Origin of the sequence: Neorhizobium sp. R1-B (assembly GCF_004368875.1) — a bacterium.
GTDB lineage: Bacteria > Pseudomonadota > Alphaproteobacteria > Rhizobiales > Rhizobiaceae > Neorhizobium > Neorhizobium huautlense.
In genome coordinates this window covers 62,922-79,851 of record NZ_SOEM01000020.1, presented here as the reverse complement: position 1 = coordinate 79,851, position 16,930 = coordinate 62,922, and the positions used below count along the sequence as shown (strand labels likewise).

The 16,930-nt window shown below is 53.9% G+C and carries 14 protein-coding genes, 1 tRNA gene and 1 pseudogene; 5 read left to right on the top strand and 11 right to left on the bottom strand.

Translation table 11 applies throughout. The features are described 5' to 3' along the window. Window positions 1-154: 154 nt before the first annotated feature. The 3 genes and pseudogenes from EDE05_RS21700 to istB all read left to right on the top strand — a co-directional run bounded on the left by EDE05_RS21700 (window position 155) and on the right by istB (window position 3,031). Entirely contained in the window at window positions 155-364 is a 210-nt protein-coding gene (locus EDE05_RS21700; protein ID WP_134102948.1) for a hypothetical protein, read from the top strand. A gap of 338 nt (window positions 365-702) precedes the next feature. Further along, window positions 703-2,229, top strand: a pseudogene (istA, locus tag EDE05_RS21695) (IS21 family transposase). After that, the gene (gene istB / locus EDE05_RS21690; protein WP_132408882.1) at window positions 2,219-3,031 is read left to right on the top strand and encodes an IS21-like element helper ATPase IstB; all 813 of its coding nucleotides are present in this window, start codon (window positions 2,219-2,221) and stop codon (window positions 3,029-3,031) included. The pseudogene istA and the gene istB overlap by 11 nt, the downstream one beginning before the upstream one ends. 70 nt (window positions 3,032-3,101) lie before the next feature. On the opposite strand, the gene EDE05_RS21685 is transcribed toward istB, so the two are convergent. Next, a tRNA-Pro gene (locus EDE05_RS21685) sits at window positions 3,102-3,178 on the bottom strand. Between the two features lie 259 nt (window positions 3,179-3,437). On the opposite strand from EDE05_RS21685, the gene EDE05_RS21680 reads away from it, so the two are divergent. Both EDE05_RS21680 and EDE05_RS21675 read left to right on the top strand, forming a co-directional pair. Next, window positions 3,438-3,794, top strand: coding sequence for a hypothetical protein (locus EDE05_RS21680; protein ID WP_105373187.1), 357 nt, complete (start codon window positions 3,438-3,440; stop codon window positions 3,792-3,794). A 443-nt stretch (window positions 3,795-4,237) separates the two neighbouring features. After that, complete coding sequence (locus tag EDE05_RS21675) at window positions 4,238-5,356, top strand: hypothetical protein (protein WP_105373188.1); 1,119 nt, start codon at window positions 4,238-4,240, stop codon at window positions 5,354-5,356. Between the two features lie 44 nt (window positions 5,357-5,400). Here EDE05_RS21675 and EDE05_RS21670 read toward each other — a convergent pair whose 3' ends face one another. The 10 genes from EDE05_RS21670 to rfbC all read right to left on the bottom strand — a co-directional run bounded on the left by EDE05_RS21670 (window position 5,401) and on the right by rfbC (window position 16,776). Continuing rightward, window positions 5,401-7,149 carry a glycosyltransferase gene (locus tag EDE05_RS21670; RefSeq protein WP_162712494.1) on the bottom strand — a complete coding sequence of 583 codons (1,749 nt, stop codon included), beginning with the start codon at window positions 7,147-7,149 and terminating at the stop codon, window positions 5,401-5,403. A gap of 314 nt (window positions 7,150-7,463) precedes the next feature. Then, a complete protein-coding gene (locus EDE05_RS21665; protein WP_112801641.1) occupies window positions 7,464-8,744 on the bottom strand; it encodes a hypothetical protein in 1,281 nt (426 codons plus the stop codon). 18 nt (window positions 8,745-8,762) lie between these two features. Continuing rightward, a complete protein-coding gene (locus tag EDE05_RS21660; protein ID WP_105373191.1) occupies window positions 8,763-9,416 on the bottom strand; it encodes an ATP-binding cassette domain-containing protein in 654 nt (217 codons plus the stop codon). Window positions 9,417-9,418: 2 nt separating this feature from the next. Beyond that, a complete protein-coding gene (locus EDE05_RS21655; RefSeq protein ID WP_132408880.1) occupies window positions 9,419-10,612 on the bottom strand; it encodes a hypothetical protein in 1,194 nt (397 codons plus the stop codon). A 264-nt stretch (window positions 10,613-10,876) separates the two neighbouring features. After that, window positions 10,877-11,827, bottom strand: a complete 951-nt coding sequence (locus tag EDE05_RS21650) for a glycosyltransferase family 2 protein (RefSeq protein ID WP_205839352.1) — start codon at window positions 11,825-11,827, stop codon at window positions 10,877-10,879. A 14-nt stretch (window positions 11,828-11,841) separates the two neighbouring features. Further along, on the bottom strand, window positions 11,842-13,053 hold the full coding sequence (locus EDE05_RS21645) for a glycosyltransferase family 4 protein (RefSeq protein ID WP_165924102.1): 1,212 nt from the start codon (window positions 13,051-13,053) through the stop codon (window positions 11,842-11,844). Between the two features lie 245 nt (window positions 13,054-13,298). Further along, window positions 13,299-14,174 carry a glucose-1-phosphate thymidylyltransferase RfbA gene (gene rfbA, locus EDE05_RS21640; protein ID WP_105373194.1) on the bottom strand — a complete coding sequence of 292 codons (876 nt, stop codon included), beginning with the start codon at window positions 14,172-14,174 and terminating at the stop codon, window positions 13,299-13,301. Then, the gene (rfbD, locus tag EDE05_RS21635) at window positions 14,171-15,094 is read right to left on the bottom strand and encodes a dTDP-4-dehydrorhamnose reductase (protein WP_132408876.1); all 924 of its coding nucleotides are present in this window, start codon (window positions 15,092-15,094) and stop codon (window positions 14,171-14,173) included. Before rfbD ends, rfbA begins: the two co-directional genes overlap by 4 nt. Further along, window positions 15,091-16,158, bottom strand: a complete 1,068-nt coding sequence (gene rfbB, locus EDE05_RS21630) for a dTDP-glucose 4,6-dehydratase (protein WP_105373196.1) — start codon at window positions 16,156-16,158, stop codon at window positions 15,091-15,093. The genes rfbD and rfbB overlap by 4 nt, the downstream gene beginning before the upstream one ends. Before the next feature lie 48 nt (window positions 16,159-16,206). Continuing rightward, window positions 16,207-16,776 carry a dTDP-4-dehydrorhamnose 3,5-epimerase gene (rfbC, locus tag EDE05_RS21625; RefSeq protein WP_112801635.1) on the bottom strand — a complete coding sequence of 190 codons (570 nt, stop codon included), beginning with the start codon at window positions 16,774-16,776 and terminating at the stop codon, window positions 16,207-16,209. Window positions 16,777-16,930 lie beyond the last annotated feature (154 nt).

Sequence of the window (16,930 nt, the reverse complement as noted above, 5' to 3'; positions counted from 1 at the left end):
CCATCCCCCGAACTGGGACAGCGAACCTTCACCATCCCATCGGGAGCATCAACACTATCGGTAACATTTTGCTTGAGGCAATGCGGGGGTCAATTTCTCACTTCGCCCGACAGCTCTGGCTCCGACTGTTCGTGACGCCCTGCAGGAAATGCTCTTGCCCGAATACGCGGATATCATCGGGCAGATCATCGAGGGATTCGGGGCGCAATTTCCTCGCATTCAAATTGATCGGATGGATCAAATCCACAACGATCCAAGGCTCCAGATCATGCTGGACAACGGCTACGTCTCCATCGACGTTGGGAGCAAAGAATACATCTTCGCGCGCGAAACTTATGCGAGGAAGAACCGCTTATTGAAGTGATTTGCTCACCGGTATGTCGAAGCCCCATTGCAGCCCCAGGCAGGGATCGGTCCCAGGCCGGGCTAGACACGCCTCACGCCTCAACCATACGTCTAAGAAACCCAGGAGAAGGAAGGTTCGTCTGGTGAAATGACGTCGAGGCAGTTTCCTCCGGTGACAAATCGATAATGTGTCGATCCTGGCCGCACGACTGCGAGAACCTCGCGCTGCGCTGCCCAGAATGGGCTCCCTGTTGATTGCCACTGAGAACTGACCCGGCGTGGCCTGATATTTCCATTGAGAATTGACCCATGTTCCTTCCCTCGCATGTTTTCAGCGGGGGCTATGGAGTGATCGACATGGCGTTATTGAGCGTGATCCGACGCTGGCATTTTCGAGAGCATCTATCGATCCGGGAGATTTGCCGAAGGACCGGCCTGTCCCGGAATACGATCCGCAAATATCTGCGACTGGACGGCGTGGAGCCGAAGTTCAAGGTTCCGGAGCGGCCGAGCAAGCTTGATCCGTTTGCAGATCGGTTGTCGGCCTGGCTGAAGACCGAATCCAAGAAGAACCGCAAACAGAAGCGGACGATGAAGCAGTTGCATGCCGATCTGACGAGCCTCGGCTATGAGGGTTCCTATAATCGGGTGGCGGCATTTGCCCGGGAATGGCGTGATGATCGCCAGAGGGAATTGCAGACGACGGGTCGCGGGACATATGTGCCCCTGGCGTTTGACCCCGGCGAAGCCTTCCAGTTCGACTGGTCGGAAGACTGGGCCATCATCGGCAATGAGCGCACCAAGCTGCAGGTGGCGCACACGAAGCTGAGCTACAGCCGCGCCTTCATCGTGCGGGCCTATCTGCTGCAAACCCACGAGATGCTCTTCGACGCCCACAACCATGCATTCCGCGTGTTTGGAGGCATCCCTGGCCGTGGCATCTACGACAACATGCGCACCGCGATCGACAAGGTCGGCCGTGGCAAAGAGCGTGACGTCAACGTCCGTTTCCAGGCGATGGCCAGCCACTACCTGTTCGAACCTGAGTTCTGCAATCCGGCTTCTGGCTGGGAGAAGGGACAGGTCGAGAAGAACGTTCAGGACGCGCGTCATCGTCTGTGGCAGCCAACGCCGCGCTTTCCATCGCTGGATGCTCTGAACGACTGGCTCGAGCAGCGCTGCAAGGAGTTCTGGGCACAGACCCCGCACGGTCAAATGCATGGCTCCATTGCCGACATCTGGGCGGAGGAAGCACCTGCGCTCATGCCCATTACCCGGCCGTTCGATGGGTTTGTCGAATACACCAAACGTGTCTCACCGACCTGCCTCGTGCATCTGGAGCGCAATCGCTACAGCGTCCCGGCGTCCTTCGCCAATCGGCCGGTAAGCCTCCGGGTTTACCCAGACCGTATTGTGGTCGCCGCAGAAGGACAGATCGTTTGCGAGCATCGTCGCGTTGTTGATCGCTCCCACGACCGGCCGGGCCAGACGATCTACGATTGACGGCATTATCTGGCGGTCGTGCAGCGCAAGCCAGGTGCGCTTCGCAATGGCGCACCGTTCGCCCAACTCCCCGATGCATTCCGGGCCTTGCAGCAACACCTGCTCAAGAAGCCGGGCGGCGACCGGGAGATGGTCGATATCCTGGCGCTCGTCCTTCAACACGATGAACAGGCCGTCCTGTCGGCGGTCGATATGGCGCTGAAGTCCGGCGTTCCGACCAAGACGCATGTGCTGAACCTGCTGCATCGCCTTGTCGATGGCAAATCCTTCACGCCGCCGACCATCGATGCGCCGCAAGCCTTGACGCTCACCAATGAGCCCAAGGCGAATGTCGAACGTTACGATGCGCTGAGAAAGACGGAGGCCCGTCATGCGTCATAATCCAGCAAGTGGCGCTATCGTCATCATGCTGCGGCAACTGAAGATGCACGGCATGGCCCAGGCCGTTGGCGAGCTCACCGAACAAGGATCGCCGGCGTTCGAGGCCGCCATCCCGATCCTGTCACAGCTCCTAAAGGCGGAGACCGCGGAACGTGAAGTGCGATCGACGGCCTACCAGCTCAAGACAGCACGCTTTCCAGCCTATCGTGATCTGAATGGCTTCGACTTCACCAGCAGTGAGATCAACGAGGCGCTGGTCCGCCAGCTTCATCGCTGCGACTTCCTCGACGAGGCCAACAACATTGTCCTGGTCGGCGGTCCCGGCACGGGCAAGACGCATATCGCGACGGCCATCGGGGTCCAGGCCATCGAACATCATCACAAGCGGGTTCGGTTCTTCTCGACCGTGGAGTTGGTCAACGCCCTCGAGCAGGAGAAATCCCAAGGTCGTCCAGGCCAGATCGCCAACCGCCTGGCACACTCCGATCTCGTCATCCTCGACGAGCTCGGTTACCTGCCGTTCAGTGCTTCAGGCGGTGCGCTGCTGTTCCATCTGCTGAGTAAGCTCTACGAGCACACGAGCGTCATCATCACCACCAACCTGAGCTTCAGCGAGTGGGCCAGCGTGTTTGGTGATGCCAAGATGACTACAGCGCTGCTGGACCGGCTCACGCATCATTGCCACATCCTGGAAACCGGAAACGACAGCTTCCGCTTCAAGAACAGCTCAGCGCACGAGCCCAAAAAGACAAAGGAGAAAACGAGGAACTTGACCACGACCGCAGACCCGAAACATACCTAACAGGCGGGTCAATTCTCGGTGGAAACGCCGGGTCAGTTCTTAGTGGTAATCAACATCAATCAATTCAAGCTGGTCGGAGTGGAGTGATTCGAACACTCGACCCCCACGTCCCGAACGTGGTGCGCTACCAGACTGCGCTACACTCCGTGACCAGCGGGGGTTTCTATAGACCAGCATTTTTCTTTCCACAAGCGTCGTCGCGTAAAAATGACGACGGAATTATTACTCGTTTTGGAGCCTTGAGGTGAAAAACAAAGCGTTGCAAAAAAGCGGCGCCCTCAAATTATGATGTCCATAGTGCGGAGGGGAGCCTCCGGTGCTCTCCCTGCCTTATCACAGAATCTGTTACGTGCGATTCGCAGGCGCATTCCACCGGGCGCTGGAGAATAATAAGGACTTTGGAACCATGAGCCGTCGCATCATCATCTGCACCGCACTTATTGCCTTGGGGCAGGCTGGCTGCACCACCGCCAGCGTCGGTGGCAATCCGATTAACGCGCGCTGGGTCGGACATTCGGCTGGCGAGTTTTTCGCGAAATTCAGCCCGCCGATCAGCGACAGTGGTGAAGGCTCCTCCACCGTTTACAACTGGCGTGGTGGCTATAACCGCATCAAACAGCAGAACGGTCGTGTCGCTAGCGTCAGTTGCTCCGCAAAGATCAGCGTCTCAGACAACTACATCATTCGCGAAATCACGATCGTTTCTGATCGCCCCGGCACCAACGGACCGAGCTACTGCACGGAATTGCTGACGGCGAAGTAATGAGAGCCCAGGCGGAGCGGTGAAACCTCATTCAAAGGATTATCTGCGGAGAAAGATGCCGACAATTTCATGGCTTAGGGAAGTGCCCGCACCCTCCTTAAACTCACTCCGGCACCGGACTAAGTTGGATCATCATCAGTTGCGTAAAATGCCGATAGGGATAAAAATACCGCCGATGCTGATGGCTCGATCATGCTCCATGACTGCAACACCTGGAGCCACATTGTGTTAAACACCTGAACTAGGATCAGAAAGACAAGCTGCCGGTCTTCCTTCAAAACGTTGGACCACAAAATGTCGCCGACACGTCACTTTTGCAGACTTTACATCCTGGCCGAGGACGAAATGACACGGTGTCTCCAAGTGGCTTGCAGACGTGATTCAGCAAAAAGAAACTCCACTCACAATCTCAGCCGCGGCCATATTCCGAGTAGTCTCAATCGATGATGCTGAACGAGTTAAAGTCCAAACTCCATCTAAAGCTTGCCCAAGTCGTCCCAAAGGGCAAGACAAAGGAAAAGACGCCAGCCACTTTCAAACCTCGATCGATCATCGTTTTCCGAAAAAACGCCAACCCGACCTTCGCCTACTATCTCGAGGACCGGCTTACGTATTATTCCAGGCGAATACCCGTGATTGTCCGGTGCATTGACCACGACAATCTGGACGACATCGACCCCGCCGGCGCATTCGTCATTATCTGTCGCTATCTGCGTGCAAAGCATGTGAACTGGCTGAACCAGAATCAAAGCGACCTATGTGGAATTGGGATGCTCGTCGACGACGACATCCCAGCCGTAATCACAGGGGTCGAAGCCACGTTTCCATATAGGTTTTCTCTAGTCCGCTGGCATGTGGCGCCAATGGTTAGGCTCCGCGGCAAGCTTGACATAATATGGGCATCGACACCGCCGCTTGCTGCGCGACTGGCCGCCGACAACCAAGCAGTAAGGCTTCTACCTCCGCTGCCGCGCCGGGAGGATATCGGAGAAGTCCTAGTACGTCCACCATCCGATGGTGGGATAACGATGGGCTACTATGCAACAGGAATTCATATCAAGGAACATGCTTTTCTGGCGTCGTTCATCCCAGAGCTCTTAGCTCAGTATCCGCACGTCACGTTCGAAGTGGCGGCGGACCGACGAGTAAGACACCTGTGGGAACGACTTGCTGCGACTACCCCTCAGATCCGCTTCGCTTCCGTCGTGCCGTGGACGCAATTCTCGCAACGAACTGACTATGGCCGTTTGGACATCGCCCTGGTGCCACTGCTCGCTGGCTTGGTCAATGATGCAAGGGCTGACACGAAGCGGATGGACGTGTGCCGGCAGGGCGCTGCAGCGGTTTTTTCCAATGTTACCGCCTATGAGCGCAACCGACACCAAGATGAACTTCTGGTTGAGAATACACCTCAGTCATGGCGCCTCGCCATCGAAACTCTGATTAATTCGGACACAACCCGAGAAAAAGCGCGACTTGCCACCAGAGCCGCCCTTGTCAAACTCCGTTCCGAAGCGGATTTTACCATCCCCGGTCTCGTCGCATCGGCCGAGGCGTGGTAAGGAAACAGCAGTCGTCCTGCCTTTTTTGCTAGGCGTTTAGCCATTCACGGCAGCGATGGGCCACGCGCTGCCAGATCTTCTGGAAAAGCTTCCAGCACGAAGTCTTCGGCAATTTTGGAAAGATTGGGATTGTGGAAAGGGTCGTTTTTCAAAGACGTACCCCAACGCTGGAACATCACCGCTTCTTCACGTGCAAAACGTCGCAGTTTGACATCAGTGTCATCTTTGCCTCGCGAAACAGACTCGCGGTGCCAAAGCTTTGCAAAGGGCGTCCAAATGATACGCCTCCTCATCCGGCGCAATTTCAAGCAATAATCGACGTCATTGAAAGCTACCGTAAGATGCTCTTCGTCCATGCCTCCCACTGCCTGCCAAAGTGATCTAGTGGTCAGCATGCAGGCTCCTGTCACAGCCGAAACATCACGCCGCTCACGGAGAAGCCCACGATCTTCTCCTCCTTCGGGATGGATGAAACTGAAACTGTGCCGCGCAATCGATCCAGCTCCAAGTGTTACACCTGCATGCTGGACGAAACCATCAGGGTAAAGCAGATAAGCACCGACAGCGCCCACCGTTTCGTCGCTCAACTCCCAAGCCATCTGCACTAGCCAATCGGGAGAAATGGGGTCCACGTCATTGTTTAGCAGCAAGATGAGGTCATGTCGGGCGGCGGCAACTCCTACGTTGCATGCGCGAGCAAAATTGAACTCGCCTGGCATGTTAATCACTCGCGCCCGACCCTCTGTCTGCAATTCGCGAAGATAGGCAAGGGTAGCTGGTTCACGGCTGTCATTATCGATGATGATGATATCAAGTTCAGCGCCCTTTGTTCGGTCCCGCAAACCCTCCATGCATGCCGACAAAAGATCAAGACGGTCGCGACTAGGAATGATGATCGTGACTTTCGGACGCCAATTCTCGCTAATTGCGGGACGTTCCGGACCATTTGTGCGAATTCTCGTTATCGTCCGAGAAAGCAGGACTTTCGGCACGTGAAGGACAGAGCGGGCAAAAGGTTCAGCAACCGATAAGATTACATCCTTCACAAGAGCATTCGAGATATCGATCTCGTGCGGAATAGACGACAAACGAATTAGAGCTGCGTCAAGCGGCAGCCAGCCGGATTTAGCGAGAAGCGGGCTCCAGGCCGGCTTGAAAAAAGGACTGTGGCGCCTGCCTCCGAAACCTAGGCGATCTTCATCCGGATAGACGACCGAGACCTCGGGCGAGGAGAATGGTTTTACCAATTCTTCTAGTGCCTCTTCGGCGAGCACGGCGCCGGCAGGTAAAGGCAGCCACAGGAATTCGTGGCTGGCCCCGCTCGACCGAAACAAAGGCAGATCCCCTCTCTCGACCTTACGCCAATTTCGAAATGCCTGGCGCGCGAGAGAATTCTCAGTCACCGCAGTTTGGACATTTGACGCCATTTCCAGCGTGATAAGAACGATAACATTTCCTGTCGGTTTCGCATCTCCAAATGTCGATACGCTCTTCAAATGCCGATCCAGCCAAAGACGATATGGCAAGGCATTTAGCTCCTCGGCGAGGCGCGCGAACCGAAATGAGACGCCCCTTCGGTTACCAATTAGGAACAGCTTTCCGATTCCCACAAATTTCCGGGGATTCTTTGCTAGCGCCCTGATGATCAGCTCCAGCAAGGAGGCACGCCTTACAGACATAATTGAAAGGTCAACCGGCGCCAGAGTCTTTTGGTCGGCACCGTAGATCTGCACCGTCATGGCGGCCTTAGGAACCCAGCAATAAAGAGTCGCTTGTCCGTTCGCATCAATCATCGGAGATCGGAAGACGAGCGAAGGATCTCGATCTTGCCGAAAGAAAGCTATTCGCACGTTGTTCGGCCAAGAAGCGCTTTGGTTGGAGATCGTTACTCGGATAAGTTCGCCCCTCAAGTGGGTGACCGGCACCGAGAGCACCCGAGGCTCTTTTCCCAACCTTTGTCCGCGATTGGAACCGCTAACAGCCAAAAACCTTGCTATGAACTTCATTGACCCGCAACGATTCTGTTCTGGGTTGCCCATGTCCAACTAAGATCGCATCCCGTCATTCACGCATGCGCAATCTAGGTCAACCGCAATCACAATGAGTCTCAGTCCAATTTCTGGCGAGTAAGTATAACGGCACCGCATGCGGCGCCACAAACGGCCAAACATGCAAGCAAGGTCAGAAAAAGAGACAGTGCAACCCTTGGATACTTGTTCGTATCGGGCACGGTCGGCTCGGTAAAATTGTCAACATAAACCAACTGAAGCGAACTTACCAATTTGACCTTTTCAAGGTCGGTGATTGCAGATTTCAATCTACCCTCCGCCATAGACAAATCTAATTTCAATTTGTCAAACATTGCGGAGTATTGGGCAAGGTTCCCATCTCCTTCCGTGGTCTGGCCCGCGGACTGAGCCCGCAACTGCCTCGCCTGCTCCTCCTGCGCGGCAATGCGCCTATCCAAATCGGCCATCTGCGGCGCATTCTTCCCGACGCTCTTGCTCAAAGCCAATCGGCGGCTCTTTAAGTCCGCTATACTCGCCTCGATGGTCGTCAGGACATCCTCGATCCGTTTCGCGGAGAGATCGATATCGAAAACGCCTGTCTGATTTTGTGTCTCCTGTATCTTGCCGCGAAGGTCAGCAACCTCCTTCGTTGCACGTTCAACATCCTCCTGCGTTGCAGAACGAAGGTCATCCCACATTCCCGAACTAAGTTTGTTGACTTGCGCTTCGGCGAGATGAAGTACAAGCTTCACCATTTCATTCGCCTCGTTCGGCGTATAAGCTGTCACTTCTAGTTCGACAATGCCACTTTTGGTATTGACGGACACAGATGCATGTCTCTTCCAGTATTCGAGCATTTCCTCCTGAGTAGCGTCGACCCGCAGGCGAGAAAAGAAATCGATATCTGATCGCCCATACAAGTTTTGAAGGTCAACTTGCCGCTGCATATCCTGAATGATCGCTGGGCTTTCGAGGTAATTTAGCAGGATGGCCGTATCCTGTACGATCTTCTCCTTTGGTTCGATCGTGTCGCTGGAGTACCTATCACGCGAAAGAAATGGCGTGGATGATCGTACGATGAACCGTACTTCCGAAGCATAGCCAGGACTGGCCATGAAAGTGTAATAGCAAATGCTACCAGCCATGGGCAGGACGAACGTCAAGCCGATCAGTAACATTATTAGGTAGGAAAAGACGCGATCTCGCGTCCTCGGCGACAATCCGGCGAGGCGATAGAGATTGCGGCGGCTTCTGTTCTCAAACGTAAGAGCACGCGCATAGGAGCTTAGCGCCGACGCCAGTTTTTGGCTCCGACCGGTAACAGTCAGAGGCGCGGCTTGAATCGACAGAATTTCGTCTTTATTTGTTTTCTTCGACAAGAGCTTTCCGCCTATCCCTTATCGGTTGAGACGCATGTAGGTTGCAATACCATCTTCCACGTTATCAAATTGGACCATTTGTCCATCGATTAGAACGATAGCAACATCGCAGTAGTTCTTAATAGTCTGCATATCATGCGAGATCATAATGACATCCGATTTCTGACGTCTTGCACGAAACGCCTCCCGGCAACGGCGCTGAAAATTCGAATCACCGACAGCGGTAATTTCATCGACCAAATAGCAATCGAATTCGATCGCCATCGAGAGACCAAACGCAAACCGTGCCGCCATCCCCGATGAGTATGTTCTAAGGGGTTCGTTGATGTAACTGCCAATCTCGGCAAATTCCGCCACGAAGCGAAGGACGCGATTGAAGTCCTCACCATAGGCGCGTGCGACAAATTTGAGATTTTCCTTGCCGCTCAGTAAAGGATTCAAGCCGCTGGAGAATCCAAGCGGCCATGAAACGCGCACCTGTCTGCGCACGCGCCCCTTGTTGGGAAGTTCCGCCCCCGAGATCAACCGCATGGTGGTGGACTTGCCCGCTCCATTTACACCGAGCAGGCCATAAGAACGCCCCGCCGTAAAATGCACCGATTGATTTCGAAGGATGTATCTCCGATGTGCGGCGGTCTTGTAAAACTTTGTGACGTTTTCGAGTGCGATCACCTCTACACCCTATGATCTTCAATAGACATCCAGACCAGCGTCGCCGTCATCCAGAGCGTTAACAGACCCGCCGTGAGAATAATCCAACTGGAAAGACGGTCCGGATATTCCGATTCCTCCGGCATGTGCGGATCGGAAAAAGTAGAAATAAAGGTGGTTCGCTTCAGGGCCGTGGATTTGGCGGTGTCAAGATTGCGGACATTGGCTTCATAAATCGCCTGCGTCACAATCCGCCGGGTTTCGAGACGCGAGAATTCAGTAAGGCTCGCCGATAGTTGTGTTCCGTCGACTGCATCCTGGCCTGCTATGCTGTTTTGGCGCAGTTGAATTTGGTCATCGATAGCTTGAATCGAACGCCGCAGTTCCCGACCGCGCGCTGTATCATCTGCATTGGCAGCCTCCAGAGACTTCAGGCTGATCGTCAGCTGCAGCTTTTCTTCCATTAATTTCCCGATGACAGCGCTCAGCATCTTGGCAGACGAAAGCGGATCTAAAATGCCGGTCTTATTCTGGTAGTCACGCAATTCATCGAGCGCAACACGATATTCCTCCAGACTGGAATTAACTTCGCCTTCCACGCGGGTCACAAGATCCTTTTTCGCCCGCTCGGAAATCTTGTCGATCATCTCATCACTTGCAGCCAAGGCAGCTTTCGATATTGCGACTGAATCCTCTGGAGAAAATGCGCGCAGGGTGAAGATAATGATCCCTGAAGGGCCGTCTACATAGGTATCGACATGCCGAATCCAGTACCGATAAAGTTCTTCAAATTGCGCATCGGTCGAAAGACGCGATAACCAGTCGATATCCTCCCTTAAGAAAAAGCTCCGCAGTCCGATCTGCGTATCAAGTTTGCGGACAATCTCGGGAGACTTGAGATAGTTTGCGACAACATACGCATCTTGCGTCAGAGAATCTCCGCCGACCATCGACCGCCCCTCGCGTTTTTCGGAGCTGTCAAACCTGTCACTCACACCGATCGTCCGAACGATCATCCTTGTTTCGGCCACATATTGGTCGCTTGCGATCAGAAAATAGTAAGCGGCAGACGCAATACCGGGAAGCAGAACAAACGCTAATAGCGTATTCCTCTTCGTGAAGAACAAACTGAAAAGCCGGGAAAACAAACCTTTGTCGGAAAGGCTTTCTAGCTCGGATGACTTCTCCCGAGAATCGTAGCCAATTTCAAGGCTCATTCATCTTCCCCGCCCAAACCCAAGGTCTCACTCTATTTTCCGATCTAGGTACGCCCGTCGGCAGATTTGACCATCTGTCCCCCTGTACCATTAACTACTTGCGCTTGCCCCAGCCATATGTCTTCCAATTCCAATGGACCCGGCCTCCTGCTTATATCCCTTTGGGTATGGCATAACCATGGCACGCGTAAACTTTGGCGACAGCTCAAAGATAGATTTTGATCATCGCGCCACGTGGCCCACGATCTCCGACCGGTTTCAATGTTAAGACTTGAAAAGCTTCTGATCGAGAGACAGCCGTGAGGATAAGAACCGAGGCAGTCGATTGTGATGTGCACCGAGGTAATGACCTGCAACCAGTGCTGTACGCTGCCCGGCCCTCTCGAACCGATGACGAAGCGTAACCCTTCCGTACTGATCATCCAAACGCTGCCGGAAGGCCTGCAAGGAGAACTTCCCGGCAGCAATAACCGTCCGGCGCATACTGGGCGACAGTTTATACCCAAAATACTTGGAAAAGTTGCGCGATTCATCAAAAGCTCGGCGCAGCTGCTCTACGAACCCATAATCATGGGAATGATAGACTACGGCATTCGGAGCATAAGCTTTGTGATATCCCGCCTCGATGATCATCGAAGCCCATATCTGGTCTTCAGCAAACTCAACGTCCGGATAAGGGATTTTCTCCCACACGGATTTTCGCAAAAGCGAGTTATTGTCAGAATAGAAGTGCAGTAGCTGCCGCCAGCCCTGGTCCCTCTCGTATCTGGCTGAATCGAGATCACGGGAAACCACCAGGCGGTGCGCTAGGAAGCCGTCGAAATGGCGATCCAAATCGTTCTTCGTAAAGGGTGATGCCGTAGAATAGGCTATGTGCCGACCGAAAACGCCGGCGATCTTCGTATCCTGCTCCGCAGCAGCTACAAGGGCGGCGAGCCATGTTGCATCGACGGGCTCCGCATCGTGCGTAAGAAAAGCAACGAAGTCGGCATTGGCCAGTTGGACGCCCAGGTTGCGGGTCTTGCCATGACCGAATTCATGCGGTGCAATTTCCAAATAGCGTATCCGATCCAGGCTTCGCAAATATTCCTTGGTGCCGTCTGTGGAACCGGAGTCAATCGCTATGACCTCATACGACCAAGGCACGCGCTGAGCCAACACCTTATCCAGCACTTTCGGTAGCACGCGCATGGCATTCTTGGTCGGAATGACCACTGCGCAACGATGCCTTACCACTGCCTATCCCCCCTCTCGACCGCCTGTTGCACCCGCTCCCGGATCGCTGCCTCTATCATGCGGGCCGATTTCTCCCAGGAATAGCCGCTCACGTGCGACAACCCTTCTTGTCGGAGACGATCACGCTCCTGACAATTCTTCAGTAGCCGTTCCATCGTATCTGCAATCCCCTGGGGTGTGGGTTTCGCGAAAGCCATCGTGTCTTCCGGAAAGATCGTCCGCACCGTGTCGAGATCTAGATCGATCACCGGTAGACCACAGGCCATCATTTCCTTGTTGACCAGCGAATGATTGGTTACGGAGAAGACCACGCCAATCGTGGCCTCGCGATAGAGCTGTGCAAGTTCCTCACCGTTCAAAATACCGCGGTCACGATATGGAAAGGCGAGGTCGAGGTTGCCGAGGTTCCAACCGAAGAAATCGACTTCGAATTCCACGCCGCGCTTGTGCAGGATTTCTAGTGCCATAAATGCAAGCTCAACCGCCCGGCGAGGCGTCACATAACGCGCATAAAGAGCGATCCGTGCCGGGTGACGTTTATGATGCGCCGAACCCAAATTATATACCTTCGCGTCGTAGGCAAGCGGCCACGACATAGACCACCGACCGAAATCTTTCGACATGCGCTTGTGCAGCCAGTCGCCGGCGCAGAGGCAATCGAAATCGAAATGATAGGTAGCCTCGGTCAACAACGCCTCAGTGCCGGCCGGATAGAAGGCCGGCTCGAAATCCTGAACGAAGTAGAACTTGCGTATGAAGCGTTCCATGGCATTGACCGGATAACAGGTAAAACGATCGGTTGCGATCAGCGCATCGCCAGAAGCATCAGGCGTAAGGCCCTCAAATAGCTCGACGGTTCCCGAAAATGACTGAAAGTGCTTATTGATGCTTTGCTTCGCCTCGGCGCTGGTCTTGTGAACTCTTGGATTTTGAATCAGAAAACTCACGTCGTGGCCGAACTTTTCTAGATGACTTGCGATACGAAAAATCGTCATGTGCCCACCGGCTCCGGGCAGGAAATCCGGGATCACCCATGTGATACGGAGCCGGGACGGATTAATGCTATCTATCGGTGGACGACCACCCGAAGGCGCATAGTCTATGAAGCTCTTTAGATGGCTTATTTGGCGCTCGAACGCCGTTTTTCTCTTTCGATGCGGCGTCATAAGACGCCACAGGCGCCGCGCGATAGAATGCAATGACACTAACCGGCCTTCCTTCGTTCCAGCTGAAGCGGGGTTTCGAATCTTCAAAATGGATACGGCGTTTGTCCACCCAAAGATGCAAACAAGCACCTTTCGTGCAATACGTGGCGTAAGCATGTTTCGCAAGCGCCAGTGCCAAAGCTACAGGTCAACGGACGACAATACCTCTGACAGAGGAGGTTTTGATGAGCGAAAGGAAGACTGTCTTACGGAAGGCACTCTACGGTTCGCATATTGTTGATCATTTAGATAACGCCCGAAAGCACCTTTTCCCGTAAATATCGCCCATAGGCGCTTTTTCCGTACGCGTCCGCGAGCCTGGATAATGAAGAATGATCAATGAACCCTCTGGAGAATGCAATCTCCTCTGGACAGCAGATCTTGACGTCTTGGCGGCGCTCCAGGGTAGCTACAAATTCGGCAGCCTCAAGCAAACTGTCCGGCGTGCCTGTATCGAACCAGGCGTATCCTCTGCCAAGGATCTTCACATCGAGAAGCCCTCTTTCAAGATAAGCCTTGTTGACGTCAGTAATCTCCAGTTCACCTCGCTGCGACGGCTTGAGATTTGCGGCGATCTCGATCACGTTACGGTCATAAAAATAGAGGCCGGTGACAGCGTAGCTGGATCTTGGTGTAGCTGGTTTTTCCTCAATAGAAATAGCCTTCATGGCGGAATCGAACTCAACGACGCCATAGCGTTTCGGATCGGCGACATGATAGGCGAATATAGTGGCGCCCTGTAGCTTGGCGATTGCCAACTCGAACACCTCCGTAATGCCGTGGCCATAAAAGATGTTATCACCTAGGATAAGACAGGACGGTTCTTCCGCTACGAAATCCGCGGCAATGATATATGCCTGCGCCAAACCGCCCGGTTCCGGCTGGACGGCATAACTGAGCGAAATCCCCCATTGCGATCCATCTCCCAACAGGCGTTCAAACAGAGGCATGTCGATCGGTGTCGAGATGATCAAGATGTCACGAATGCCGGCTAACATCAGGGTCGACAACGGATAGTAGATCATCGGCTTGTCGTAGACGGGCATAAGCTGCTTCGATATCACCTTGGTCATCGGGTGAAGCCGCGTTCCGCTTCCGCCAGCGAGAATGATGCCTTTCATCCTTGTCCCTGCTCCTTGTATTGTTGTTGAGCAAGACGAGCTACGGTTTTCGCCGTGGATTTCCGCCAATCCGGAAGGCGAACATCGTGAATTTCCCCGAGCTTGCTGCATTCTAATTTTGAGTTGACTGGTCGTTTCGCCTGTGTCGGATATTGACTGGATGGGATGCGCGCTACATCCACCGTGGGCCTAGCGTGCAGTGCTGACTGCGCAAAAATTTCAACAGCGAAATCAGCCCAGCTGGCTTCGCCTGAGCCCGCCATGTGGAAGATCCCGCGAAGTTCAGAGGCATCGCTAGACAGTACATTGGCTGCAACTTTCAAAATCCCATCGGCGATATCGAGCGCTGAGGTGGGATTGCCTATTTGATCATCGACAACGTTCAGGCGGTCTCGGCCTTCCGCCAACCGCAGCATTGTTTTCAAAAAATTCTTCCCAAACGGGCTATAGACCCAAGCGGTGCGGAGTATCACATGGTTCGAAGTGGCTTCCGCAACGGCCTTTTCTCCTGCGAGCTTGGAGCGGCCATAGGCTCCAAGCGGAGCCACAGGATCCGATTCGATATAGGCGAGGGGTTTGCTTCCATCGAAGACGTAGTCTGTGGAAAGATGGATCACTGGAACATCGAGCTCGGTGGCCAGGGCTGCGATCTTTCCTGCCGCAACTCCGTTAACAACGGTTGCAGCGTCTTCCTCGGTCTCTGCCTGGTCCACAGCAGTATAGGCAGCAGCCGAGACGATGACGTCCGGGTGGACGTTGCGCAATATTGCTTCAATGCTGTCGGGAGCCGACAAATCCAGCTCCGGGCGGCCGATAGCGATGACCTCAAAGCGATCACTATACCGCCCACGCTCCAGCAAAGACTGGACGACCTGTCCATACCTGCCAGTCACCACCATCCGTGCCCGGCTGCCATTCATGCCACAGCCTGTTTGTTGGAAGCCAAAAGACCAAGACGATCGCCGCCATAATCCTTTCTTAAGGGCTGCCACCACCATTCATTTTCAAGATACCACCGCACCGTCTTCTCGATACCACTGTCAAAATTTTCCTGTGCCCTCCACCCAAGTTCTGTCTCCAGCTTGGTGGCGTCTATCGCATACCGAGCATCGTGCCCCGGCCGATCGGCGACATAGGTAATCAAGCGACTATGGGAGGTATCTCGCGGCCGCAACTGATCCATCAGTTCGCAGATTCGATTGACCACATCAATGTTGCGACGTTCGTTGCGGCCGCCAACATTGTAGGTTTCTCCGACCCTTCCTCGCTCGGCAATTGTATCGAGCGCCCGGGCATGATCCTCGACATAAAGCCAGTCCCGGATATTGGCGCCATTGCCGTAGACTGGCAGCGGCTTACCATCCATCGCGTTGAGGATCATCAGCGGGATGAGCTTTTCCGGGAAATGATAGGGGCCGTAATTGTTGGAGCAATTGGAGACCACGACCGGCAGGCCGTAGGTCCGCACCCAGGCCTTGGCCAGGTGGTCGGACGCCGCCTTGGAGGCCGAATACGGCGAACTCGGATCATAAGGGGTCTCTTCGGTGAAGAGCCCTCCGTCGCTGAGAGATCCATAAACCTCGTCCGTAGAGACATGCAGGAAGCGGAATGCATCCCTTTCGGCATCGTCTAGTGTCATCCAATACTGCCGGGCACATTCGAGCATATTGAACGTACCCAGGACATTCGTATCGATAAAATCCTTCGCACCCGTAATCGACCGATCCACATGGCTTTCGGCCGCCAGATGCATGATCCGATCAGGGTGGAAGCTAGAAATCGCCTCGGTAATTGCTGCACGGTCACCGATGTCGGCTTTCAGGAAACGATAGTTCGTCCGATTTCCTGTTGCCTTCAGTGAAGTCTCCGTACCAGCGTATGTCAGTTTGTCGACATTCAGAACCTCGTAGCCTTTCTCAAGGACGAGATATCTTACTACTGCCGACCCGATAAATCCGGCTCCACCTGTGACGATCACCCGCATGTTTTTGAGTATCTCCTCTGTATTATGAGCAGGTTAAAGCGCGGCGCGTTATTGTTCTTCAGGTACAAAGAAATTTGCCTGATGATCGGCTAGCGTTGGTTGTTTCCGGTCTTTTTCTGATAGAACAGCACGATCGGAGGATATTGGCCAGGTGATACCGATCGCCGGATCATTCCATAGCAGGCCACGGTCGTGTTGAGGGCTGTAGTAGTCAGTCACCTTGTAGCTGATAACGGTATCGGGTTTCAGGGTGCAAAAGCCGTGCGCAAAACCAGGCGGCACCCATAATTGGTGGGCGCTCTCTGCCGTCAGTTCGATTGCCACATATTGGCCGAAGGTTGGTGATCCGTTCCGAATATCGACAGCCACATCCAAAAGCGCGCCCGCTGTACATGAGACCAGTTTTCCCTGGGCTCTCGGATTGAGTTGGAAGTGCAACCCCCGCACAGTGCCGACTTCCGCTGAAAAAGATCGATTTTCCTGAACAAATGCATGGGATCCCACATTTGCGTCGAACAGATATTGCCGAAATGTCTCCATAAAGTAACCGCGAGCATCGCCAAACTTCTTTGGAGTAATCAAAACGACGTCCGGTATCTTCATACGCTCGAACAGCATGGGATCTCCATGGCTTGAAAATTATCGGTTGCGTATGAACCACACTGAAACCTCAAGTGCAACGCATAGGTTGGCTTTAATCTGGGAAATAGCTTCGCTTCTCCGGTGAAGAATATCTCCGACCCATTGCCCAGTCTCCTTAGCCTTCCGGCCA